This is a genomic window from Acinetobacter sp. Gutcm_16 (genome assembly GCF_028649355.1).
GTDB lineage: Bacteria > Pseudomonadota > Gammaproteobacteria > Pseudomonadales > Moraxellaceae > Acinetobacter > Acinetobacter johnsonii.
Window position 1 is genome coordinate 1 of record NZ_JAQSUV010000015.1, and the last position, 23,767, is coordinate 23,767.

The following is a 23,767-nucleotide window of genomic DNA, read 5'->3' on the forward strand; positions in this document are numbered from 1 at the left end:
GGTAGAGCGACGGACTGTTAATCCGCAGGTCCCTGGTTCGAGCCCAGGTTGGAGAGCCAAATTTTAAAAAGCCCAAGCATTATGACTTGGGCTTTTTTCTGTCTATAAAAATGACATTCACCCATACGTAAAACCAATCTCTCAAAATCACTCCAAAGCAGCTTTCCATACAGGCCCTTCTCAGCTTGAATACCCCAAAACATCTTCATGAAAAGTCTCTGGCTGAATCAAATCGCACCAATAAAAGCTAAACCGTTTATTTTTAAATCATTTAAAGCAGATTATATAAAAATATCAGGCCAAGGACTTGACCCTTTGAGCTTTGCCACATAGAATGCGTGCAGATTCTCCAATAGCTCAGTCGGTAGAGCGACGGACTGTTAATCCGCAGGTCCCTGGTTCGAGCCCAGGTTGGAGAGCCAAAATTCTAAAAACCCACTCCATGCGAGTGGGTTTTTTCTTTGCGCTAGAAAATATTGTGTTCAATCTGAGTCAAATCATCTTTTTTATCATCGGCTGCTTTGCCACTATTACACTAGTGATGATGGTTTACCCTGACCTGTTTCGCCGTAAGCAAAAGTTTTATGCCAAACACGTCATTACGCCGTTTGAACGTAAAATGTTTATTCGCTTAAAAGAAGCCTTCCCACGCCATCATGTTCTAGCTCAAGTTTCATTTAGCTCACTGATTACCAGTGACCACTATAAAATACGGGCCAAATTTAACCGCAAAGTCACCGATTTCGTTTTATTAGATGAACAATTGGCCGTCGTGGTGATTATCGAACTTGATGATCCTTCCCATATCGGCAAGGAACAAGAAGATGCAGAACGTGATGCCATGCTCAATGAAGCAGGTTACATTGTTCTGCGTTTTACTGAAATTCCAAGCATTCGCCAACTGCATAAACACATTGGTATCACGCCTGCAATGCGTGCTTGAATTATTTTGAGACTGCGCTGCTCGCTTCCTGCAGTGTTAATTGCTTTTCGGTAGCCAACTTTTCTTGAATACGCTGTTGTTGCTCTTCCTTAATACGCTGATACTCCGCTTGGTTTTTTGCATCGCTTTTTACCGCTAAAAAAGCAATCCCTAAAATAAGCAATGGAATCACAATACCAAGACTCGCCAAAAACATCACTTTTGGCGTTAGTTTTTGAGTTGATTTCGTCATAGCCAGCCTATTTCCAATATCTAGATTTTGATGGGCCAATACTATAACAAAAAAAGAGCCTCAATCATGAGGCTCTTTCTTCTGCTTAAATGGTTAATTTTATGTCGGTGCTATACCTGTACAATTTTCATTGGTGCTAGCATCTTTTTGTGCATCAGTTAGTACAATACCCGTACCCGCAGACATATGGGTCTGAATAAAGTCTACAGCCTCCGCATTCCGACAAATTATGGCTTGGGTATGAGATGCACCGATAACTGGATCAAGTGTCACATCTGGTGAACCCAATGTTTTCAAGTTTGCAACCAAAGCTTGGGTAATTGGATAGGGTACATTTGTATCTGCTGTGCCTTGTATTACATAGACTGGTTTATCAATTCGTTTAGTCCCAGGCTGACTGCTTACTAAGAAGTTTTTCACGGTCTGATTGGTCGCAAACACACTGGTATCCAAACCTGGATAATCCATAACTTTTTTATCAGGATTTGCTGTCATAAACTGAATAATATCATCTTTAAACTTATTAATTAGACTTAGACTTGGGTCATTATCATTATCTAAACACAGACCATTATCCCCTGTTGAACCTTCTGCAAACTCAGCTAAAGATTTGGCACGTGATTGGAAAATATCTTGATAATTAAATCGCGGCTCATACGCTTTAATACCCACCCCTGTTAACGCTGCATAAGCCAATAAAGTTGCATAAGTATCCACTGATGTTCGATATGCTAAAGGGACATTAGCTGCCGTTTCACGTGCTTCGATGTCTGCCAATGCAGCAGGCGCAACCTCAAGAATAATTTTGCCCAAACTCGAAGCTGGTGCACCTGCCACAGCACCTTTATAGGTTGCATCTGTATTTGCGTATTCTGCGGTCGCTAATGAGGCATGCCCTCCTTGAGATTGCCCCACAGACATCCACGCACCATTCAACTGCTTACCATAATGATCTTTTGCCGCTTGCACAGCAGAAAGCGCTGACTTCGCAGCACTAGATAAGTTTAAATATGGATGAATCCCTGGTGTGCCCAAACCTTCATAATCTGGCGCAACAACCACATAGCCAGCAGCCAGTAGACTATCTGCTAAAATTTTAAAACGCGGGTGAATCATATTATTACTTGGTGCACAACTATCACCAACCCCAACCGTGCCATGCTCCCAAACCACAACACGATAACCATCTGTAGGCGGTGCTACTTTAGGGAACATCACCAACGCCGTTGCTTTAGCGGTCTGACCTTGAACATTTTCCATGTTATACGTCATTACCTTAATAGAAGCTGCAGTGGTTAATGTGTCTTCTGAATAGGCACTTTCAGAAACATAAGTCTGTTTTTGATTTGAAGCGGGCGAATCATCATCGTCATTACAAGCAGTTAAAGACAGCATTGAAACGGCAACTGTAAGGGCTAATGCTATTTTCGAGCGTTTCATAAAATATCCTTTTATTCGTTGTTTTTTTAAGCATGAAACTACATGCCGTTTTATTAAGACATAAAAAAAGCGCCCTGTATAGGACGCTTTTCAACCAAAAAATCACTTTAAATAATTAATTCTAAAAAGATTCCAGTAAAAATAATGAATCCCACCCAACGATTGTGACGGAATGCCCAAAAACAATACTGTGGATCTCTGTCTTTGGTTTTTGACCATTGATAAATAAAATCTGCCACGACTACAAGCAATGCGATTAAACCCAATGGCATCAATAAATTTTCAAGGTAAAGTGCCGCACCGATCAAAACCACGCTCATCGCCTGTAAAAGTGAAATAATTTGAATATCAAAACGACCAAACAAAATGGCTGTCGACTTCACCCCAATTTTTAAATCATATTCACGGTCGGTAATCGCGTATTGAGTATCGTATGCCACAGTCCAAGCTAGATTACCAAAATACAGCAACCAACAGGTTAAATCTAATGGCTTACCCATGGCCGTAAATGACATCGGAATTCCCCACGAAAAAGCCATGCCTAAAACAACCTGAGGCAAATGGGTATAGCGCTTCATGAAAGGATAAATAAATGCGAGAAAAAGCCCACCTAAAGCACAATAGAATGTTTCAATCGGTAGAAACAACAACATACAAGCACTAGCAAAGACTAGAGCTAGAAACACATAAATGGCTTCTTTAGCCGTGATAATCCCTGTTGCTAAAGGCCGCGTTTTAGTGCGCTCTACATGCGCATCGACTTTACGATCAGCAAAATCATTAATTGCACACCCAGCCGCACGCATAAATATAGTGCCAAGTACCATCGGAATCAGAATACCAATGGGCGGTATGCCCTCTGCTGCAATCCACAATGCCCACATGGTAGGCCAAAACACCAATTCTGTGCCAACAGGCTTATCAAAACGACATAAATAATAATAGGCTTCTAAACGTTCACGCCAAGTAATTTGATGCGCAGTTGTCATAACTGTCCTTCAGATGCTGAATTCTGCTTTTGCAAAAATTGCTCAAAACTCGCTAAAAAAGTTTCCTGAACAATAAACTTGCAGCCGTGCCAAGTATAACAGCTCTGTCTAGTCCAGCCATCTTCTAGCCAAATCACGCGGCGTTCACATGCTGGATTGGTGCGCTGAAACAAGAACCAACCAATCGGTTTTTTACCAATATGTTTAAAAAGCCGTGCGCGGCCTTGCAAACTTAAGATCGGGAAAATGCTTTTGGCTTTGACCCAAGGCTCTACATCACTGCCATATAAAAAACTTTCTCGTACCCATGACGTATGCTGAAACGGCATGCCCATCCATTTTGCATCGATAAACTGAAGACGCTGAAAATGTTCTTTGGTCGGTTGAACCCTAAACACTCCATCAGCCAAATCCGTCAGTTGCTGAGTAAGTGAACCTGAAGCATATAACCATGTTTTCAGTTCAGCTGGAATCTGCTGCATAAGCCTACCTGTACCATTGATTTACTGTGCGCTTAAACGCTTTTTGAGTTATGAAGAATGTATTTGATTGTAAGATCAATCTTTAGCAATTATCTGTTTTTGCAATGGTTTCAAATTTACCTTGCGGAGTTTTCACCAAAATAAAACCTTCAGCACTCAAATAAAAACTTTGAGGATAATCATAATCCAGAGCTAACTCTGGGCTTTTCAATGCAACAAATTCTGCCTGCTTGTAACCTTCAGGGGTGCGACCAACTTCAATATAAGTCACCATCGAAAAATTTAGCTTAAATCCTTTGTCATGATCTTTAGGGTCAATCCAAGGATAAAAACTGGTGTGCTTATTACGCTGTGCCATTACTCTCATCAATTTTTTTTCAAGTTAAACAGATGATACAAAAAAACCCGCGACTAGCGCGGGTTTTTTACAGTGAAATTCAGTTCAGAATTACAAGCTGTAGTACATATCAAATTCAACTGGGTGAGTTGTCGTGTTCAAGCGACGCACTTCTTCAGTTTTAAGTTCGATATATGCATCAAGCATTTCTTTAGTGAATACACCACCTTTAAGAAGGAACTCATGATCCGCTTGAAGCGCTTCAAGAGCCATATCTAGGCTGTGCGCAACTGTAGGGATTTTCGCTTCTTCTTCAGGAGGAAGGTCGTATAAGTTTTTATCAGCTGCTTCACCTGGGTGAATCTTGTTTTGGATACCGTCAAGACCCGCCATTAACAATGCAGCGAAACCTAAGTACGGGTTCATCATTGGATCTGGGAAGCGAGCTTCGATACGTTTGCCTTTAGGGCTAGAAACGTAAGGAATACGGATAGAAGCAGAACGGTTACGTGCTGAGTAAGCCAACATAATCGGCGCTTCGAAGTGTGGAACTAAACGCTTGTACGAGTTTGTAGAAGGGTTCGTAATTGCGTTCAATGCACGAGCGTGTTTGATTACACCACCAATGAAGTAAAGCGCCATTTCTGAAAGACCAGCGTATTCATCACCAGCAAACAAGTTCTTGCCATCTTTAGAGATTGACATGTGAACGTGCATACCAGAACCATTATCACCAACCATTGGCTTAGGCATGAAAGTCGCAGTTTTTGCATATTGGTGCGCAACGTTCCAAACCGCATATTTGAACTGTTGTACTTCGTCTGCTTTACGAACCATTGTGTTGAAACTTACACCAATTTCTAATTGGCAAGATGCAACTTCGTGGTGGTGTACTTCTACACGACCTGGACCCATGATGTCTTCAATACGCGCACACATATCAGCACGCATGTCATGTGAAGAGTCAACTGGAGGAACTGGGAAGTAACCACCTTTAACACGTGGACGGTGACCAGAGTTTCCGCCTTCGTAGTCTTTGTTTGTTGACCAAGCAGCTTCTTCAGCAATCAATGTATGGCGCGCGCCAGACATATCGATTTCCCATTTTACTTCGTCAAATACGAAGAATTCTGGTTCTGGACCAAAGAATGCAGTATCACCAATACCTGTCGATTTTAGGTATTCTTCAGCACGGCGAGCAATCGAACGCGGGTCACGGTCGTAACCTTGACCTGTTGATGGCTCAATAACGTCACAAGTAACAACTACTGTAGGCTCAGCGAAGAACGGGTCGATAAAACCAGTTGCAGCATCTGGGCGTAAGATCATGTCAGATGCTTCAATGCCTTTCCAACCAGCAATAGAAGAACCATCAAACATTTTACCGTCTTCAAAAGTATCTTCGTCGATAGTATCTGCTGGGTAAGTTACGTGTTGTTCTTTACCCTTAGTATCCGTAAAACGGAAATCGACCCATTTTGCGCCACTTTCTTGGATGAGTTGTAGGACCTTGTTCGCCATGCTCATTTTGCTCCGATGAATTTTTGTTGCACTCTTTAGTGCGTGTTAGTAGTTGGTTGTTCTAAAGCAATTACCGTACCAACTTTAAAAAGCTTAGCTAAAATATTGAATTCATTATCAGAATAACAGTTTTAAGCTGTTTGCTTTGGCTCTATTATACTGAGCTAAAAAGTAAATGCACCATATTCAAGCACGCTTCTTCACATTTAATCTAAAAGATTTTGAGTGTGGATCATAATAGTGCATTTTTAAATATTACGGGTCGATTTACACCCGTTTTTTATAAATTAGAGCGCTTTTTAAGCTGTTATTTTCGCCTTGATTTGACTTCCACACCTCATATCACGGCGAGCGATATACCTTAAATCAAATATAAGCAGCGTAATCAACTGTTTTTATTTGATTTTTAAAAAACAAAAAACCTCTCCTTTCAAACTAAATATAAAGCCGACATCTCAGAGGTGAGCAAGCAAAAAAATATGCTCTGTTTTGGTGACATTAGGGGAGTTTTTGGCTCACTGCATTAAGAGATATTCTTTTATACTCCTTGAATGTGCATGCTTCATGACATTTACACATAGTCCACGAGGTTTCTCGTTAGGATTTGAATCTGAGATATTCATAAACTCTATATCAGTTAGTAACAAAACCCATTGTAATTTTTAGGCCCGAAAAAAAATGTCGCGCCCTAGCTGTGTATTTTTTGCTATGATAATTTCGGTTTTGTGCCTCCATTCAAGTCATTGAATGAGAAAAATAATTTACTTATAGCTTTATAATGTAATCGCACGAATACTACGGGACTCTTCAAGCACATTTATGTGCATAAATTTCAATAGGTTAAGCTCATGCTTTTAATGATCGACAACTATGACTCTTTTACATACAACATCGTCCAGTATTTTGGCGAGTTAAATCAAGAAGTAAAAGTAGTACGTAATGATGCCGTGACATTGGAGGATATTGAGCGATGGCAACCTAAGTATCTTGTGATTGGCCCTGGCCCATGCTCACCTTCGGAAGCAGGAATTTCCATTCCAGCCATTCAGCATTTTGCTGAAAAAATTCCATTATTAGGGGTGTGCTTAGGACATCAGGCCATTGGTCAGGCTTTTGGCGGCGAAATCATTCGTGCCAAAAAAGTGATGCATGGGCGTTTGTCTGACATGCACCATTCGAATAAAGGCATTTTTAGCGACCTCCCTTCTCCGTTTTCAGCAACGCGTTATCACTCACTGGTGATTGATCAAGAAAGCTTGCCTGAATGCTTAGAAGTGACTTGCTGGACCAATGAAGCAGATGGCTCAATTGAAGAAATCATGGGTGTAAAGCATAAGACGCTTGCCGTTGAAGGCGTGCAATTTCACCCAGAATCAATCTTGAGTCAGCATGGCCATCAAATCTTTAAGAACTTTTTAGAAATTTACGCATAAATGAGTGCAGTGAAAAATGAATATGCAACAAGCTTTAAATAACATCACTAAAAACATTGAGTTGACGCAGCCGCAAATGGAAGACGTCATGCGCACCATCATGAATGGTGAAGCAACAGATGCCCAAATTGGTGCACTGATGATGGGTCTTCGCTTAAAAGGTGAAAGTATTGATGAAATTACCGCAGCGGCTCGTGTCATGCGCGAGTTTGCCATCAAAATTGATGTCAGTGATGTGCCTTATTTAGTCGACATCGTCGGTACAGGTGGTGATGGTCAGAACTTATTTAACGTCTCGACTGCATCTGCTTTTGTGATTGCAGCGGCAGGTGCAACCATTGCTAAACATGGTAACCGTGGTGTTTCAACCAAATCGGGTTCCTCGGACTTGTTAGAGCAAGCAGGCATCCAACTTGACTTAAACATGCAACAAACTGAACGTTGTATTCGCGAAATGGGTGTGGGTTTCTTGTTTGCCCCGAATCATCATAAAGCGATGAAGTATGCGGTTGGCCCACGTCGTGAATTAGGCATTCGCAGTATTTTCAATTTACTTGGCCCGCTTACGAATCCGGCTGGAGTAAAACGTCTAGTGATTGGGGTGTTTTCGACTGAATTATGCCGTCCTATTGCAGAAGTGATGAAACAACTGGGGGCTGAACATGTCATGGTGGTTCATTCTAAAGATGGTTTAGATGAAATTAGCCTTGCATCAAGCACCTATGTGGCTGAACTCAAAAATGGCGAAGTCACCGAATGGGAGATTCAACCTGAAGATGTTGGGATCGAATCGCAAACTTTAACGGGTTTAATCATTCAAGATTCTGCTGAAAGTTTAAGCCTAATTAAAGATGCCTTAGGTAAAAACAAATCTGATAAAGGCGAAAAAGCAGCCAATATGATTGCTTTAAATGCAGGTGCTGGTCTGTATGTCTCTGGACTTTGTACCAGTTATAAACAAGGCGTGGCTTTAGCACATGACATCATCTACGGCGGACAAGCTTTAGAAAAGATGAGCATCCTTGCTGAATTCAGCAAAACCCTTAAACAATACGACGCTTGATAGACAGGATTTTGTCATGGTAGATATCGCAAATACGATTTTAGGCAAAATTGTGGATCGCAAGCAGGAAGAGTTTGCTGCACGCCTCAAACAACGTAGCTATAAAGATGTGGAAGAATGGGCACTTGAGGCAACTCCTGTACGTGGTTTTGCAAAGTCTTTACTGAGCAAACAACCGGGTGTGATCGCTGAAATTAAGAAAGCATCACCATCTAAAGGCATCATTCGTGAAAACTTTGATCCTGCTGAAATCGCGCAGCAATACGAAGCTGCAGGTGCAGCATGTTTATCGGTTTTAACCGATGTCAATTTTTTCCAAGGTGCCGATGAGAATATTCAAATTGCACGTTCTCACTGTGCCCTGCCTGCATTACGCAAAGACTTTCTGATTGACCCTTATGGGGTGATTGAAGCACGTGCTTTACATGCCGACTGTATTCTTCTGATTGTGGCATGCTTGTCAGATCAACAACTCGAAGAAATGTCTAAAACGGCTTTTGAGCAGAATTTAGATGTCTTGGTTGAAGTACACGATGAAGCAGAACTTGAACGTGCTTTACGTCTATCTGAGCGTTGCGTATTGGGTGTCAATAACCGCAACTTAAAAACCTTTGATGTGGATTTAAACACCTCGATTCGTTTGAAAAAACTGCTTGAACCACCTCGTCTACTGGTGACTGAAAGTGGAATTGCGACTCCTGCAGATGTGGCAATGATGCAAGAGCATGACATTCATGCTTTCTTGGTCGGTGAAAGTTTTATGAAGCAGCCGCGTCCAGACCACGCCTTTACTGAGCTGTTTGGAACACCTAAATCACTTTAATGGCATATTCAGGGTAAGGCATGCCCTTGCCCTGAATACTGTGCGATATATCCTTTCAAAAAGCCGTTGATTATCTTGTTAAACATCAACACATAAAAAATTCTATTTTAAATTACTCAATTAAACCCTGTTTCTTGGCTTCATTCACCGCTTCCATTCGAGAACGAACTTGCAACTTGTTATAAATTTTACGTAGATGCCATTTCACCGTATTGATGGACAAAAAGATTGACTCAGATATTTCAGCATCGGTACAACCGCGGCTTAATTTTTCTAAAATTTGTATTTCACGTTTTGATAAGGCCTCAATGCCAGAACTACCGATCAAAACGTCATCGCTGTCTTCAACTTGATTAAGCTTTTGAAGTTGTTGAATATAATCCAATAATACAACTGTATGCTTTTGCTTCTGTCGACTTAAATGTTGACTTAAATGACTTAACATATCCCAAATTAAAGGGTCTTCATCTAGAACTATCCGCACTGCCTGAGTCGGCATCAAAGCAACCAAAGCCTTTTGCAAATAATCTAATCCCAGTTGCTGTTGATCAAAATGATAAAATGCTAAAGCTTGTAAAAGCTGAATACGAATTTGGCGTAAAGGATAGACTTTGCATTGCTGAGCTTCTTGTTTCAACCCATGCAAGGCCTGCTCTATTTTTCCACATAAAATCAGTTCTCGGTAAATAAGTAAGTCATCACCAATGAGCAGATTAGTAATATTTTTCACTGGTGCTGAGTCTAGAATATCTGCAGCACAATCCAAATCATGCTCAGTGCCCGGAGAGATCTGATCTAACAAGATTTGATGCTCATAAACCTGTTGCACGGTCTGAGCCAATCGTGGAATTGACCAGTCAGTAGTCTTAATTTGTGACTGAGTGAGGCAAGATTGTTTTGCGGCAATATCACCACGTAAATGTGCCAATTTAAACTGTAAAACATAGCCAATAATCACCATGTCTGGAATGACCAGTTGTGCGCCACCATTAAAGCTTTCTAGAGCCTGTTCAGCCAAATCGATTTTGTTCATTTCATAATACAAATCAGCTTTCAAACTGCTGGTAATCGCATCAACAGCAATTTGGTTATCTTGATCTATTTTAAGCTTTTGATAATCAGGCCCTTTACCAATTTGATTAAACTTTTCTTCGGCTAAACTTAAATTACCCATTAAACGTTCGCAGGTAGCATCTATGCAGTCAGTAAAAATTAAGCCGTATGCGTTATGACCTTGTACATATGTTGCTCGGGTTTGAATCAACAGTTTTCTTGCTTCAGTAATGTGCCCTAAACAAATGTGGTACAACACTCCAATACCAATCAAAGGACCTCGGGTAAAATATGCTGTTTCAGGTAGTTTCAGTAAGTTTTTCTGTGCTAGCGTATAGGCTTTAGGTAATTCATCTTCGAGCAATGCAAGCATTGGGGCAAGCCCGTGCTGATCATCATGTAATTTCAAATTTTCACTTGATTTAACTGTATCCCACAGCTGAATATAATGATTTGCAAGCGCAGTTTGATGGGTCAATAAGCAGACCCAAATCGTATCGTACAGTAAGTGAAAATGCTCTCCAAGGTCATCTTCAGGTATCTGCTTCACCAGCTCAAGTAAAGTATAGACACGACCATCTAAAACCAATTCTCGGCTCACATCTTCGAGTAACCTTAGTACCATAACTTGATCATGTGCTTGCTGCGCATGATAGATAGCTTCCATTAGGAAACCTTGTGTTTGATACCAAAGCGCGGCTCTGTGGTGTGCTTGCTCATACTGTTTTATGTCAGTCGCTTTAAATCGGTTTTCCAAGAACTCACGAAACAAATGATGTACACGGTACCAATAATGTTGCTCGTCGATGGCTAAAATAAATAAACCACGTTGTTGAATCTCGCCCAAAAAGCTCTGTGCGTGTGGGTGCTCTGTCACTGCTTGTACCAAGGGCAAATTGACTTTTTTCAGCACGCTCATGTGTAATAAAAATATTTGGACACTTGGTGGAAGCTGCACAAAGACTTGTTCACTCAGATAGTCGACTATCTGCGTATGCACACCACTTAAACTTTGAATAACGGATGCAGCATCATGGTAATTCTTCAAATATAAGTTGGTGAGTTGAATTCCTGTAAGCCAACCTTCAGTTTTATCAATCAGTTGTTCAGCTAATTCTGTTGTTAGGGTAATGTCATCAAAGTTTTGCTGATGCAAAAAATGAATGAGCTCCCTACTTTCTTGTGGCTTAATACTGAGATGAGCTTCAGTCACCCACTTTAAACGACCTGATAAATATTCTTTAGTAAAACTCCAATTGGGTTTGATCCTTGAAGAAATCACCAAATGACAGTTACTAGGTAAATACTGATATAACCACCAAACAATATCTAAACACTCTTGGTTTTCCAACGCATCTAATTCATCAATAAATAAAACGATGTCGGCTTCAATTTCTGCTACTTTCTGAGTTAATTCAATAATGTTTTGCTTATAAATCTGCCCATGTGCAACCGCATACAATGCATTTGATCCCAAAAGTGCCAAACGTAAATACTGATATAGTCGAATGGGATCGTTGTCATCACTATCTATAGTTAACCAGCTTACTTGTTTAGTTTGAGCTAATAGTGCTTCACTTAGTTGATACATCAACGTGGTTTTTCCATAACCCGCTGCAGCATGAATAAATACTAGAGAAGACTGACAATGCTCTACCATCTGACTTAACAACAAAGGACGTTGCATTGCCCTGTCATTCATCATGCTCGGACGACTAAGTTTAGTCTTCAACACTTGCATTTTTACTCATCCAATCTTTTTTATTCAACTACATTCGCAAACTTCACTTCCCTGAAATTTGCATTACTCACAAAATCATGTTCAACCATAATCTTATGCTTATTCAATACTCCAATCGCCTATAAATTAGTAGAGGGCTGGCTATGACACAATGTGATATTGAATCAAAATCATGATTTCAAATATATATTTTAAACTATTCATTCGCACAATTCTCAAACAATTCTAAATCCATTCTTTCGAGTGGTTTGTATTCATTCAAACATTGTTATGCTCGAAGACATGGAAACATTAGATACCCATACATGGTATCGCATTCTGAAATAACGACATACAAGGAGTTTGTCATGAGTATTGCACAATCTATTAAACATCAAGATCGTTTATTAACTATCAACATCAAAGAAGGTGAAATTCAAAATGCTTTGCCAGGCGTGCATGTTACACCATGCTTTTTAGATCCTGACAATGGTAAATGGATTATCTACGCTCGTTTTGATGCTGGCGTTGTAATGCCACGCCACTTCCACACAGGTGTTGTACATTTCTACACAACTGCTGGTTCATGGCATTATGTTGAATATCCTGAAGATGTTCAAACTGCCGGTAGCTATTTATTCGAACCAGCTGGTTCTATCCATACCTTATCAACCCCTGAAGGTGCTGAAGGCTTCATCATTGTTGAAGGGGCCAACGTGAATCTAAATGACGACGATTCACTCATGTTCATTATGGATGCAGGCTGGATTGAGCGTACATTAATTGCTGTATCGCAACAAACTGGTCAAAAATTGCCAAGCTATATTAAGCCAGGTGCAGAAGTCGCATTTAACGACAAATAAGCTCAGACCTTGAGGACTTTTAGTAAACCCTGAGAGTCCTTATATATTAAAAAAAACGGCTTCCAAGGATGAATGAAATGTTTGGCAAAATGATGCATCAATCTTTGTTGATTAGTAATTTAATCGAGCATGCAGCAAAGTACCACTCTGATACCTCAATTATTTCACGTGAAGTGAATGGTCAAATTACAACGACTAATTGGCTACAAGTTCAGCAAAATTCTAAACGCTTAGCAAATGCTTTCACCTCTTTTAATCTACAGCAAGGTGATCGTCTAGCGACTATTGCATGGAACAACCATCGACATTTAGAGACATGGTATGCTGTTTCAGGTAGTGGTTATGTTTGCCATACAATTAACCCTCGACTGTTTCCTGAGCAACTCATCTTTATCATTAATGATGCTCAAGATAAAGCCATTTTCTTTGATTCAACCTTCTTACCATTAATCCAAGCGATTCAAGGTAAAGTCCCAACCGTTGAAAAATTTATCTGTTATGGCACACGTGACGAAAAAGTTGCAGCTGCTCTACCCGATGTAATTTTCTATGATGAATTAATTCAAGATCAATCTCATAAATTTGAGTGGCCACAGTTTAACGAAGAAACACCTAGTTCTTTATGCTACACCTCAGGCACAACAGGTAATCCGAAAGGCATACTTTATAGTCACCGCTCAACACTATTACACAGCATGGCAACGTGTTTCCCAGACTCACTCAACTTGTCTGCATCAGATATCGTGATGCCTGTCGTACCAATGTTTCATGTGAATGCATGGGGCGTTCCTTACTCAGCAGCAATGGTAGGTTGTACTATTGTCCTTCCGGGGCCAAATCTGGATGGTGATAGCTTAGCCAGTTTAATTGATGACTATAAAGTAACCATCGCTTTAGGTGTACCAACCATCTGGCAAGGTTTACTTGCTACTGCAAAAAAACGCGGCACAACCTTAGACAGTATGAACCGCAATGTTGTAGGTGGCGCTGCGTGCCCGCCGTCGATTATTCGTGATTTCAAAGATAACTACGCTTGTGACACCATTCATGCATGGGGTATGTCTGAAACCAGCCCGCTTGGCACCATCAACCAACCTAAAGCAAAACATTCAGCTTTAAGCACTGAAGACTTTGAAAAACTACGCTTAACCCAAGGTCGCCCACCTTTTGGTGTTGAACTTCGCATTGTGGATGGCGATAGCCTAAATCCTTTACCAAACGATGGTCATACTCAAGGTAATCTTCAAATCCGCGGGCCTTGGATTGTTGATCATTACTTCAACCAAGAAAAAAGTGCCACCACAGCAGATGGTTGGTTCGATACAGGCGATATTGCAACATTAAATGCAGACGGCTATATGACCATTTGTGACCGTGCTAAAGATTTGATCAAATCAGGCGGTGAATGGATTTCTTCGGTTGAAATTGAAAATATTGCAGTTGGACATCCTGAAATTCGCATGGCTGCCGCAATTGCAGCACGTCATCCAAAGTGGGACGAGCGTCCAATCTTAATTGTAGTAAAACAGGAAAATTCAACACTCACTGAAGATGAAGCCCGAGCTTATTTTGAAAATAAAATTGCACGCTGGCAGATTCCGGACGTAGTCATTTTTGTAGATGCACTGCCAGTCAATGGCACAGGAAAAATTGTGAAAGCAGAACTCCGCACACAATTTGGTGATGTACTTATCAACAATAAAACGGTTGAATCCGTTTAACTAACTCGAAACACTCATAAGGATATTGAGATGAAAAAGAATATGAAAACAGCATGGATCACAGGTGGTAGTAGCGGTATCGGGCTTGAACTAACCAAGCGATTACTTAAAGATAACTACCAAGTGTGTATTTTCGCCCATGCTGGTATTGAACAAGCGATTGGTGACTTACAAAAACGTTCTCCAGCGGTTTGCGGTTTTGAAGTCGATGTGCAAAACGAAAGCACCCTAGATGCAAAATTTGCAGAAGCAGTAGCTACATTTGGTACGCCCGACTTGTTGATTAATTCTGCTGGTATTAGTATTGCGAAATCTTTTGAAGACATGAGTTCTGAAGAATTTTTACGCCAAATTAATATTAACCTTGTCGGTAGCCGTAACGTTGCACATGCTGCTTTACCTTATTTAAAACAAACTGTTCAGCAAGGTAAAACACCTAAAATCGTGTTTATTGCTTCAGCTGCAGGCTTGGTTGGTTGCTATGGTTATACGGGTTACTGCGCATCTAAATTTGGTGTGATTGGTTTGGCTGAAGTACTCCGCATGGAACTGCGTAGTGAGAAAATTGACGTTGCCGTGGTTTGCCCACCAGAAGTAGACACGCCGCTGGTGACTGAAGAACGTAAAAATGGCTCACCTGTAACAGCTGCATTAAAACAGTTGGGTGGTAGTATGCCTGTTGAAAAAGCTTGTCAAGAAATTTACAGCGGTATTTTCTCTTCTCAGTTTATGATCATTCCAGGCGCACAACTGCGAATTTTGACTAAGATTTCACGTGTCATACCAGATGTATACCGCGGTCAAATTGACAAAAAACTAGATAAAATTCTCAGTAATTTACGTGCAAGTTAAGTGAGTCCTCACTTAAGGACATAATAATTATGTCCCGTCCAAACCCAAGTAAATCATTTGTCTGTTCTAGATAGTATGTTTACTTGGGTTTTTCTGTTTTACGCGCATCTGTAACAATAATTCTTTTACACACCATTCAACATATTAGATGCCATATTGTGTTCAGGCTTTTACTCTTCCCTAATGAGAGTAATTCAGTTCAAATCAAAACAAAACCAGATTATAATTGTTACCTAATTCCTTATTTCGCGTATTTCTCTGACCTTATGAGCAAACATGATTCCTCGCTTTCTAAAGAGCAGTTTAATTTACTGAAAGACTTTAAAAAGCAAATCACTAACCCGCATTCGACTGCCATCAAACAGTCTGAGGCCCAAGCTCAAGTTGCTCCGCCCGAGCCAGAAGATGATTTCGCGTTGTTCCAAAAACAAATGCAAGGTGTCCAAAAGATGGAGACCGCGAACATTGCCAAAATAGAAAAAAATCCAAAGAAAAAAATCGATGCGCAAACTTTAGCAAAACGTGCAGCGGCTGAAGGCCCAATGCATACCGATGCAACTGAGCTGTCCGATACTCAAGCGATGCTCAACCCTGTAGCGAGCCAAGCCGCGCTCAGTTATCGCATTGCTACACTACAACACAAAGTATTTGAAGATTTAAAAGCGGGTAACATTCGTTGGTTTGAAGCAGTCGACTTGCATGGTTGCACCGTTGAAGAAGCCCGTGTCGCAGTTTTACAAGTCATTCAAATGGCCAAAGATGAAAATCAAAATGTCATTAAAATTGTGCACGGCAAAGGTCCGGAAGCCATTTTAAAAACATATGTGAATGGTTGGCTGCGTCAACACCGCGATGTGCTGGCTTTTGTGAGTGCGCCAGAGAAGCAAGGTGGTACAGGTGCAGTTTTAGTGTTGCTAAAACGTGCTGAAAAGAACCCAAAGTTTAAACAGTAATCGGATTTTTGTCCAAAATAAGGCATTGGAATAGTTTTCTGCTACAATGCCGTCCTTGTTCAATATCAGTGTAAGTGAACACGTCTTATGTCTATGCAGCAATCCTACGCTAACATCTTAACTGCCGTTGGTGAAGACCTAACCCGTCCAGGTCTCCTCGATACGCCTATGCGTGCTGCTAAAGCTTTTTCGTATTTAACGTCTGGTTATAGCAAAAGCTTAGAAGAAGTGACCAATAATGCGGTGTTCCCATCGGACAACCGTGAAATGGTGCTGGTTAAAAATATCGAATTTTATTCACTCTGTGAACACCATTTATTGCCTTTTTATGGTCGCGTACATATTGCGTATTTACCTGAAGGTAATGTCCTTGGACTCTCTAAATTTGCACGCATCACCGAAATGTTTGCACGTCGTCTACAGATTCAAGAAAACCTGACGCAGCAGATTGCAGAAGCGGTTGCAGAAGTGACAGGTGCACGTGGCGTGGCAGTTATGATTGATTCTGCACATATGTGTATGATGATGCGCGGCGTCGGCAAGCAAGAATCGACTACACGTACCGTTTCCTTTATTGGTGACTTTAAAACCAATAAAGAAGAGCGTCGTGAGTTTTTAAGTGCAGTCCCTGAAAGCTATTAATTGAAACATAAAGCCTCAACCTCTGTTGGGGCTTTTTTTATGCATATATCATTGAACGATTCATTTTTTGTTTAGAGGAATACGCAATGTCAGCAATTTGGTTAGCAGGTCATGGTTTGACCCAAGGCGAACAGAGTATTGATTTTCCACGTCCAGACCGTTTGGTTCAAGGCAATCCACAGCGCCAGACCTATAGTCTATATGAACACCCACACATGGGCTGCGGAATTTGGCACTGTGAAGTTGGCTCATGGAATATTCAATTTGCCGACAATAAACAAGAATTCTTTCAAGTGATGGAAGGCTGCATCCGTATTCATGATGCCCACACTCAAAACTTCATTGAAGTCAAAGCAGGTCAGGCAGGAATTATTCCACCGAGTTTTATCGGCACATTTGAAGTGATTGAAGCTGTAAAAAAATACTATGTGATTGTTGAGGTATAAGCACCTCAACAACCGATTTGAAACGTCTTAGAACAGTTCGTGTTTAAGTCTGAGATTTAAACACTTAACACTTTTTCAGTCATATGAATACAGTTACGCCCTTTATTTTTGGCGGCGTAGAGTGCCGAATCGGCAGTGTCTAAAAAGCGCTGATAGTCAGGATGACCATTATAAACCGTACAGCCAATACTGACGGTAAAACTAAAACTTTGCCCATGAGCGGTACGAATTGGGGTTTCCTGTATCCGCATGCGAATCGTTTCAGCGATTTGTAAAGCACGCGTGAGATCACTGTCGACCAACAGCAATAAGAACTCTTCGCCACCGACACGGAAGGCATAGTCACTGCCCTTCGCAACATCTAACAAGACTTCAGCAATAAAACGCAGTGCCAAGTCCCCTGCGGTATGCCCATACTTATCATTAATACGCTTGAAATAATCCGCGTCGATTGCCAATAGGCTCAGCGCTGCATCATTTTTACGGGCAAAATTAATTTCACGCGACACAATCGTACTTAAATAACGACGGTTTAACAGCTGAGTCAGAGAGTCATTGCCTGAATCTATATATTCAGTCACTTGAAACAGTTGATCGACCAAATGCTGGATCTGTCGGTTCACATCACGAATTTCCTGAATGCGTTCTACCTTCTGAGCCTGATCCTGACAGTCGAGCACGTCAAAATTGAGGGTATCGACCTGTTGAATCAGCCTGATAATGGTCTCCACCTGCTCTGCACCCGTAAAGGCATACGCTGCTTTATGCACAAACCATAGACCAAATTCCGACTTAGACAAAGCAATATGTTGCAACTGCGGATGCTCGGAGAAAACTTTGAACATCAACTCATTTTCCCAGTCGAGCAAAATGCTACGCTGCTTATCTTTTTGTACCGCGACATCTTGCATTGCAGAAAATAAACGATAGCTATGCTTAACTTCATGGCTCCGCTCGGTATTGGCTTCATAGGATCTGCACATAATTTCTGTCGCAAAACCCATAATTTGCAGCATATAACTCAGCATGTGGTGGTTATTTTCTAGCGGAAGTCCAGCCAAAAGTTCCAAGATCTTGTTTTCAATCTCACGAATACCACGCATGATCAACCAAGAAGGAATGCCCACCCGCGCATGTACCTGCCCAACTTTTTGTTGTTTTTCAACTGCTGCATAATAAGCTTCATTCACAGCCACGTCGAAACTTTCAATGAGCCATTGGTTTAAACTGTTTTTTAAACGTTGTTGAATGATGTCATCTTTAAAGAAATCTGCAGCCTCAGGCTCCAAGACAATATTGCTATAAAATTCATTGACCAATACAGACGAATGCTGCTGAATAAAATTTTGCGCTTTAACGTGATCATTCACTGAATAATGTTGGCAAATTTTCCCCCATTGCTCGGCCAATTTAGCCATGCATTCATCATTCATCATTCATAAGACTTACCTATTTATATATTTTTGAGACTTACTAGACATTTATGTGATTAATATAACAAATTTCAATACTTATTTTCACCATCAGCTTTCATTTTCAGCGCTTTATAAAAAGTAAAGCTCACGTTTGGTTGTTTTAACAGCAATGACTTCCATAAAAAAAGCCCCATTAATGGGGCTTTGAAAAGAGGATCGAACTAAAAGAAATGGAGATAACTCAGACCCGTCTGATCCCAATCTTTTCCTTTTTGCTGTTGATACTGCCAATGAAGCCTCAAGGCATTTTGCTGATTGAATAAATATTGCAACTGAGTATTCAGTCTGACTTGCCATTGATGGCTATCTTCCCAATATGGCAGCTCGACCTGTACCAAACTATTGATATGTTCGCTCCAGATGTTCTGGCAGCCTACCGTTGGCCCAAGTCCCACGCGCCAACCTCGCTCTAAAGCTTTGCCTGCTTGAACATGATTTTGCAATTGTGCATAACATAAATGTTGACGTGCCTGATCTGCCACACTATAGCCAAACTGACTGGATAGATTAAATACGCCGTGTTGATCCTGTTCACTAAATGTACCATCTCGATCTAGTGCCTCTTGTTGCCAACCCATGTTAAAACCCCAGCTTAATGGTGTTTTAAAGGCAGTCAGTGGACTGTAGGCATTGACCTCCAGCACATTTAGTTCTTGCAGTTTTAGTCGATCATCACGGTATTCGAGACTGCCGTCTAGAAACTTAAGCTGTGTACCCAAACGGAAACCGCCTTGCGGGTCAATCAAGTCATGGTAGGCTTGACGATGACTCAGTCGGAAATAAGTGTCACCTTGTATTTCACCTGCTTCAAGCTGAATAGTTCGCGCATGATGACCTTTTACCGGATCTACTTTTGGCGCTTCGACCACTTGACGCTGCTTTTCCAAGTCAATCTGACTCCGCAAACCCAGCAGTTGTCGAATACGCGGTTGGGCGTCTTCTGCCGCAATCTTTTGTGCAATTAACTGTAAATACACATGGTCATAGGCCATTTCTAAAATACGCGCCTGATCCACCAAAGCATAGCGATTCAAATAATCCTGCATTTGAGCAGGTTCAAGTTGCGCAACCTGATGTGCAGCCGCTGCCAAGGCTTGTCCGTGTTGTTTGGCTTGTGCCAACAACTGAGTTTCTAAAGCTGGACGGTAAACACTTTCTGCGATTAGATGGTTTTCATCAACCGCCTTAATAGTCTCAACAGGAATCGCAGCGGTTTTAAATTGTTTTTGTAGGTTGACCTCTGGCCGTACCAAATCAATTAAACCCAGTAAACGATAGGCACAGTTATCACTGATAAAATAGTAAGGAAATTGCACATGCTTGAGTTCCCAAATATGCTCAACCATGGTTTTGGTGTCTTCTGGCGTCAGGGCTAACTCGTATTCCCACAAATCGCGGCTTTCCAAATCACCATATTCTTTCACTTTTCGATAGTACGGCATGAGTGAGTACTCACCTGGGTACTGCCCAGTTAAGCCCTTCCATGCAAAAGAAAAGCTGTCGCTATTGGCCACTGTCGCTGCGTAATTCACGGCATAAGAGACTAAGTTCAGCTGTTTTTGGTCTTTAGGATCGAGCCTTAACAGGGTATGCCCAAACATCGAACTGGGATTGCCCATAAAGTCCGTGGCGTAAATTAAAGTCGCCTTATACGGCTTAATTTGCCCAAGCCACTCATCCAGCTCAGGACATGAGGCTTTAGGCAGTTGGTTTGATGCAATATTCAGTTGTCCTATGAGCCATTTTGAACGTGCCGGAAAGCGACACTGAATCGATTGATTGGCTTCGGCTGGGATAAAAAGTGCTGCAATATTGGCATCAAGCTCTTGTTTGAGCTGAGTTTGTCCGTGTTCGCTATAAAAAAATGGACGGTAGGTGACTTCACTTTGTCCTGAGACATTGGCATACATCAAACGTTGCCAAGTCACATTTGAGGCAAGCTTAAGCTGCTGTGCTTTTTCAATATAAAACTCTGCTGAGCTAGGTGCTTGAGCAAAGATGCTGGTGCTGAATAGCACACTAAAGAGGAGGACAACAGATTTCATGCAGTGTTAGCTATTCTTCTTTTTTAGATATGAAAAACCCTGCCTGAATGGCAGGGTTTTATGGTGCAATTAAACGTATGCTTTTAATACGCTATCCGTTGCCATGACTGCTTGTAAAGATGCTAATACTTGAAGCGCATCTTGGTTCTCAGCTGAATAGATTTTTGCAAAGTTTTGTTTAGAAACTTCAAAGAAACGTGCTTTATCACCAGATTGAATGTTGAGTAATTCAGCAAGGACATTCAGACTTTCACCCTCACCGACTGCCATATCACGCGCCAATGCTTCCGCATTTTCGTTGGTAAATGTTACTGCCTGAGCAGTCACAGTACCTGTACCGCTACAACCTAAAGTACCAAAGGTAATACCGAAAAGTTGGTTAGCAAAAAGACCATTGGTTGTACCCGCTAAAATTTTAGCGACTTTACCAGACTGGCCAGCCCAAATTTGTGAACCAATACCACAACCGACGTCATTATCTGCAAATGTAGCGGTAGAACCAACAGCCAAAACCGCAGCCAATGCTATTTTTTTCAACATAAGGTTTCTCCAGACTCGATTATCTCCGAGTATTTTTATTGTTCCTATTGTGTGTATTTTGAGCTACACCCTTGTAAGATAGCGGTAACAAGCGCATAACGCAAAACAATTTATACTAAAGTGAAGTGAATATTTAAAAATGTGCTAGCGGTATAAGGACCAACTGCCACGTAGGTCTCGTTTCCCTAAAATCTTTAACACCAACACCAGACTGAGCAGTAGCAATAAATACCAAGAACCCAACTTACCCCAACCGACCATATGCCATGCATCGACTTGACTTGGGTACAGCCAGATTTGGTAAAACGTACTGATATTTTCCGCAATCCAAATAATAAAAGCCAACAGTAAAAGTACGGGTAACATCGGCAGTTGAAAACGGTGCTGCTGTAATTCAAAGCCAATCTTGGTTTTCCAAAACAGCACTATGCTCCATGCAAACAAAAGATAACGAATATCGGGAACAAAAAATTTGGACATAAAGTTGATATAAGACAACACCGCCAATGTCAGCATGGCGGAGAAACGGGGCAAGTGCTGAAAAGAAACATGATAGAGACGCAATGAGCGCGCAAAAAAACTGCCTACAGCCGAATACATAAAACCTGCAAACAACGGCACGGTGAGAATTTTAAACACGGCGGGATGCGGATACTGCCAAGATGCAATTTGCGGATGGGTCAAAAAGATTTCCATCACCATTGCCATCACATGAAATAACGCAATCACTTTGGCTTCGGCCCAAGACTCGAGTTTTAAGTACAACAGACAAACTTGTATCAGTACGGCATAAAACAGTAGATAGTCATAACGGAAAAAACCGAAATATTCCTGATTCCCCATACTGGCTGTGAAGGCAAAAGCCAATAACAGTAATATCCCAAATAAGGCAGCCGAAGCTGCCTTAGATGAGAACTCAAAACATGATTTTAAAATCGTGATCACGCATGAACCCTAATTGAATTGAAGCTGTGAAACTTAGAGATATTTGGCACTGTATTCATGCACAGTATCAATAAAGGCTTTCGGGTTTTCAGGATCAACCCACTGGGTAATACCGTGACCTAAGTTTGCAACATAACCCGTTTTCTCACCGCCTGCATAAGCATCATCTAACATGGCTTTGGTGGCTTTCACGATGGTCTCATGCGAACCATATAATGTTGCAGGGTCTAAGTTGCCTTGCAGTGCCGCACGGCCAGCCACCGTTTGGCGAGCCACATTTAATGGCGTCGTCCAATCTAGACCAAAAGCATCTGCCCCTGTTGCCACCATTGGCTCTAACCACTGACCGCCACCTTTGGTGAATAAAATGACGGGAACTTTACGTCCTTCATTTTCACGTTTTAAACCTGCAACAATTTTTTGCATGTATTTTAAAGAAAATTCTAAATATTCACGGTGCGCCAATGCCCCGCCCCAGCTGTCAAAAATCTGTACGGCTTGAGCACCTGCATCAATTTGCGCATTGAGATAGTCAATTACCGCATCAGCCAAACGATCGAGTAGCGCATGTAAAACTTCAGGTTGCGCATACATCATTTGTTTGGTGAAACGGAAATCTTTGCTCGAACCGCCTTCAACCATATAAGTTGCCAGCGTCCAAGGACTGCCTGAAAAGCCAATTAAAGGCACTTGTCCACCTAAGGCTGAACGAATCGTCTTGACCGCATTCATCACATAGTCGAGATCAGATGCAGCATTAAACTTAGGTAAATTCGCCACATCTTGTTCAGTACGAACCGTTTTATGAAATTTAGGCCCTTCCCCAGCTTCAAAATAAAGCCCTAAACCCAAAGCATCGGGTACAGTTAAAATATCTGAAAATAAAATGGCTGCGTCGAGCTCATAACGACGTAAAGGCTGTAAAGTTACTTCACACGCAAATTCGTTATTTTTACACAGCGAAAGGAAATCACCCGCTTGAGCACGGGTTGCACGATATTCAGGTAAATAACGTCCTGCTTGACGCATCATCCAGACGGGTGTGGTATCTACAGGTTCACGTAATAAAGCACGTAGAAAACGATCATTTTTAAGCGTCGTCATTTACTTTCCCATCTCAATTAAATTTGCTCACCATCATAACAAAAAGGTCGAATTTTTAATAACTTCTCATAACACTAAAATTCGATCAGGACAAAGATGCAAACGAATATTTACACAAAACAAATACTGCATCTCCATCTTTTTT

Annotated in this window: 22 protein-coding genes and 1 tRNA gene; 11 read left to right on the forward strand and 12 right to left on the reverse strand. The window is 41.2% G+C overall.

What is annotated here, in order from left to right:
- The first annotated feature begins 346 nt into the window (after positions 1–346).
- Together PTT44_RS01920 and PTT44_RS01925 are read left to right on the forward strand one after the other, a co-directional pair.
- Positions 347–422: transfer RNA gene (locus tag PTT44_RS01920), tRNA-Asn, on the forward strand.
- Positions 423–478: 56 nt separating this feature from the next.
- Positions 479–943 (forward strand): DUF2726 domain-containing protein, encoded by a 465-nt coding sequence (locus PTT44_RS01925; protein ID WP_168158101.1) that lies wholly within the window; start codon positions 479–481, stop codon positions 941–943.
- Position 944: 1 nt separating this feature from the next.
- On the opposite strand, the gene PTT44_RS01930 is transcribed toward PTT44_RS01925, so the two are convergent.
- The 6 genes from PTT44_RS01930 to glnA form a co-directional block, all read right to left on the reverse strand.
- Positions 945–1,175: a hypothetical protein gene (locus PTT44_RS01930; protein WP_168158102.1), complete on the reverse strand. Its 231-nt coding sequence runs from the start codon at positions 1,173–1,175 to the stop codon at positions 945–947.
- Between the two features lie 99 nt (positions 1,176–1,274).
- Positions 1,275–2,615 (reverse strand): alpha/beta hydrolase family protein, encoded by a 1,341-nt coding sequence (locus tag PTT44_RS01935; protein ID WP_168158103.1) that lies wholly within the window; start codon positions 2,613–2,615, stop codon positions 1,275–1,277.
- A 107-nt stretch (positions 2,616–2,722) separates the two neighbouring features.
- A complete protein-coding gene (ubiA, locus tag PTT44_RS01940; RefSeq protein ID WP_168158104.1) occupies positions 2,723–3,604 on the reverse strand; it encodes a 4-hydroxybenzoate octaprenyltransferase in 882 nt (293 codons plus the stop codon).
- Complete coding sequence (locus PTT44_RS01945) at positions 3,601–4,086, reverse strand: chorismate--pyruvate lyase family protein (RefSeq protein ID WP_168158105.1); 486 nt, start codon at positions 4,084–4,086, stop codon at positions 3,601–3,603. Before PTT44_RS01945 ends, ubiA begins: the two co-directional genes overlap by 4 nt.
- An 82-nt stretch (positions 4,087–4,168) precedes the next feature.
- Entirely contained in the window at positions 4,169–4,444 is a 276-nt protein-coding gene (locus tag PTT44_RS01950; RefSeq protein ID WP_168158106.1) for a hypothetical protein, read from the reverse strand.
- Positions 4,445–4,534: 90 nt separating this feature from the next.
- Positions 4,535–5,950, reverse strand: a complete 1,416-nt coding sequence (gene glnA, locus PTT44_RS01955) for a type I glutamate--ammonia ligase (protein ID WP_005400480.1) — start codon at positions 5,948–5,950, stop codon at positions 4,535–4,537.
- Positions 5,951–6,792: 842 nt separating this feature from the next.
- On the opposite strand from glnA, the gene PTT44_RS01960 reads away from it, so the two are divergent.
- Genes PTT44_RS01960 through trpC form a run of 3 tightly spaced genes read left to right on the forward strand, consistent with a single transcriptional unit; the run spans position 6,793 to position 9,263 of the window.
- Complete coding sequence (locus tag PTT44_RS01960) at positions 6,793–7,377, forward strand: anthranilate synthase component II (RefSeq protein WP_168158107.1); 585 nt, start codon at positions 6,793–6,795, stop codon at positions 7,375–7,377.
- Positions 7,378–7,393: 16 nt separating this feature from the next.
- Positions 7,394–8,440: an anthranilate phosphoribosyltransferase gene (gene trpD, locus PTT44_RS01965; RefSeq protein WP_005400478.1), complete on the forward strand. Its 1,047-nt coding sequence runs from the start codon at positions 7,394–7,396 to the stop codon at positions 8,438–8,440.
- A 16-nt stretch (positions 8,441–8,456) separates the two neighbouring features.
- Positions 8,457–9,263 (forward strand): indole-3-glycerol phosphate synthase TrpC, encoded by an 807-nt coding sequence (gene trpC / locus PTT44_RS01970; RefSeq protein WP_168158108.1) that lies wholly within the window; start codon positions 8,457–8,459, stop codon positions 9,261–9,263.
- Positions 9,264–9,375: 112 nt separating this feature from the next.
- Here the strand turns inward: trpC and PTT44_RS01975 are convergent, their stop codons facing one another.
- Positions 9,376–12,057 (reverse strand): LuxR C-terminal-related transcriptional regulator, encoded by a 2,682-nt coding sequence (locus PTT44_RS01975; protein WP_168158109.1) that lies wholly within the window; start codon positions 12,055–12,057, stop codon positions 9,376–9,378.
- Between the two features lie 347 nt (positions 12,058–12,404).
- Between PTT44_RS01975 and PTT44_RS01980 the strand changes: the two genes are divergently transcribed.
- The 6 genes from PTT44_RS01980 to PTT44_RS02005 all read left to right on the forward strand — a co-directional run bounded on the left by PTT44_RS01980 (position 12,405) and on the right by PTT44_RS02005 (position 17,513).
- Positions 12,405–12,899, forward strand: coding sequence for a 2,4'-dihydroxyacetophenone dioxygenase family protein (locus PTT44_RS01980; protein WP_168158110.1), 495 nt, complete (start codon positions 12,405–12,407; stop codon positions 12,897–12,899).
- Positions 12,900–12,976: 77 nt separating this feature from the next.
- The gene (locus PTT44_RS01985; RefSeq protein ID WP_168158111.1) at positions 12,977–14,620 is read left to right on the forward strand and encodes a long-chain fatty acid--CoA ligase; all 1,644 of its coding nucleotides are present in this window, start codon (positions 12,977–12,979) and stop codon (positions 14,618–14,620) included.
- 30 nt (positions 14,621–14,650) lie between these two features.
- Positions 14,651–15,472: an SDR family NAD(P)-dependent oxidoreductase gene (locus PTT44_RS01990; protein ID WP_234964691.1), complete on the forward strand. Its 822-nt coding sequence runs from the start codon at positions 14,651–14,653 to the stop codon at positions 15,470–15,472.
- Positions 15,473–15,738: 266 nt separating this feature from the next.
- Entirely contained in the window at positions 15,739–16,425 is a 687-nt protein-coding gene (locus tag PTT44_RS01995; protein ID WP_004695682.1) for a Smr/MutS family protein, read from the forward strand.
- Positions 16,426–16,518: 93 nt separating this feature from the next.
- On the forward strand, positions 16,519–17,067 hold the full coding sequence (gene folE / locus PTT44_RS02000) for a GTP cyclohydrolase I FolE (RefSeq protein ID WP_171054237.1): 549 nt from the start codon (positions 16,519–16,521) through the stop codon (positions 17,065–17,067).
- Positions 17,068–17,153: 86 nt separating this feature from the next.
- On the forward strand, positions 17,154–17,513 hold the full coding sequence (locus PTT44_RS02005; RefSeq protein ID WP_125273255.1) for a cupin domain-containing protein: 360 nt from the start codon (positions 17,154–17,156) through the stop codon (positions 17,511–17,513).
- A gap of 56 nt (positions 17,514–17,569) precedes the next feature.
- On the opposite strand, the gene PTT44_RS02010 is transcribed toward PTT44_RS02005, so the two are convergent.
- From PTT44_RS02010 to hemE, 5 genes are all read right to left on the reverse strand, one after another.
- A complete protein-coding gene (locus PTT44_RS02010; protein WP_168158299.1) occupies positions 17,570–18,946 on the reverse strand; it encodes a diguanylate cyclase in 1,377 nt (458 codons plus the stop codon).
- Positions 18,947–19,149: 203 nt separating this feature from the next.
- Positions 19,150–21,033: an Lnb N-terminal periplasmic domain-containing protein gene (locus PTT44_RS02015; protein ID WP_168158112.1), complete on the reverse strand. Its 1,884-nt coding sequence runs from the start codon at positions 21,031–21,033 to the stop codon at positions 19,150–19,152.
- Positions 21,034–21,102: 69 nt separating this feature from the next.
- Positions 21,103–21,573 (reverse strand): DUF3015 family protein, encoded by a 471-nt coding sequence (locus PTT44_RS02020; RefSeq protein WP_168158113.1) that lies wholly within the window; start codon positions 21,571–21,573, stop codon positions 21,103–21,105.
- Positions 21,574–21,717: 144 nt separating this feature from the next.
- Entirely contained in the window at positions 21,718–22,515 is a 798-nt protein-coding gene (locus PTT44_RS02025; protein ID WP_171527505.1) for a DUF817 family protein, read from the reverse strand.
- 36 nt (positions 22,516–22,551) lie between these two features.
- A complete protein-coding gene (gene hemE / locus PTT44_RS02030; RefSeq protein ID WP_062034002.1) occupies positions 22,552–23,622 on the reverse strand; it encodes a uroporphyrinogen decarboxylase in 1,071 nt (356 codons plus the stop codon).
- Between the last annotated feature and the right edge of the window lie 145 nt (positions 23,623–23,767).

Excerpts from the sequence above, each read along its gene's own strand:
- PTT44_RS01930 (WP_168158102.1), bottom strand. The coding sequence starts at position 1,175 with ATGACGAAATCAACTCAAAAACTAACGCCAAAAGTGATGTTTTTGGCG.
- PTT44_RS01935 (WP_168158103.1), bottom strand. The coding sequence starts at position 2,615 with ATGAAACGCTCGAAAATAGCATTAGCCCTTACAGTTGCCGTTTCAATG.
- ubiA (WP_168158104.1), bottom strand. The coding sequence starts at position 3,604 with ATGACAACTGCGCATCAAATTACTTGGCGTGAACGTTTAGAAGCCTAT.
- PTT44_RS01945 (WP_168158105.1), bottom strand. The coding sequence starts at position 4,086 with ATGCAGCAGATTCCAGCTGAACTGAAAACATGGTTATATGCTTCAGGT.
- PTT44_RS01950 (WP_168158106.1), bottom strand. The coding sequence starts at position 4,444 with ATGGCACAGCGTAATAAGCACACCAGTTTTTATCCTTGGATTGACCCT.
- glnA (WP_005400480.1), bottom strand. The coding sequence starts at position 5,950 with ATGAGCATGGCGAACAAGGTCCTACAACTCATCCAAGAAAGTGGCGCA.
- PTT44_RS01960 (WP_168158107.1), top strand. The coding sequence starts at position 6,793 with ATGCTTTTAATGATCGACAACTATGACTCTTTTACATACAACATCGTC.
- trpD (WP_005400478.1), top strand. The coding sequence starts at position 7,394 with ATGAATATGCAACAAGCTTTAAATAACATCACTAAAAACATTGAGTTG.
- trpC (WP_168158108.1), top strand. The coding sequence starts at position 8,457 with ATGGTAGATATCGCAAATACGATTTTAGGCAAAATTGTGGATCGCAAG.
- PTT44_RS01975 (WP_168158109.1), bottom strand. The coding sequence starts at position 12,057 with ATGCAAGTGTTGAAGACTAAACTTAGTCGTCCGAGCATGATGAATGAC.
- PTT44_RS01980 (WP_168158110.1), top strand. The coding sequence starts at position 12,405 with ATGAGTATTGCACAATCTATTAAACATCAAGATCGTTTATTAACTATC.
- PTT44_RS01985 (WP_168158111.1), top strand. The coding sequence starts at position 12,977 with ATGTTTGGCAAAATGATGCATCAATCTTTGTTGATTAGTAATTTAATC.
- PTT44_RS01990 (WP_234964691.1), top strand. The coding sequence starts at position 14,651 with ATGAAAAAGAATATGAAAACAGCATGGATCACAGGTGGTAGTAGCGGT.
- PTT44_RS01995 (WP_004695682.1), top strand. The coding sequence starts at position 15,739 with ATGAGCAAACATGATTCCTCGCTTTCTAAAGAGCAGTTTAATTTACTG.
- folE (WP_171054237.1), top strand. The coding sequence starts at position 16,519 with ATGCAGCAATCCTACGCTAACATCTTAACTGCCGTTGGTGAAGACCTA.
- PTT44_RS02005 (WP_125273255.1), top strand. The coding sequence starts at position 17,154 with ATGTCAGCAATTTGGTTAGCAGGTCATGGTTTGACCCAAGGCGAACAG.
- PTT44_RS02010 (WP_168158299.1), bottom strand. The coding sequence starts at position 18,946 with ATGAATGATGAATGCATGGCTAAATTGGCCGAGCAATGGGGGAAAATT.
- PTT44_RS02015 (WP_168158112.1), bottom strand. The coding sequence starts at position 21,033 with ATGAAATCTGTTGTCCTCCTCTTTAGTGTGCTATTCAGCACCAGCATC.
- PTT44_RS02020 (WP_168158113.1), bottom strand. The coding sequence starts at position 21,573 with ATGTTGAAAAAAATAGCATTGGCTGCGGTTTTGGCTGTTGGTTCTACC.
- hemE (WP_062034002.1), bottom strand. The coding sequence starts at position 23,622 with ATGACGACGCTTAAAAATGATCGTTTTCTACGTGCTTTATTACGTGAA.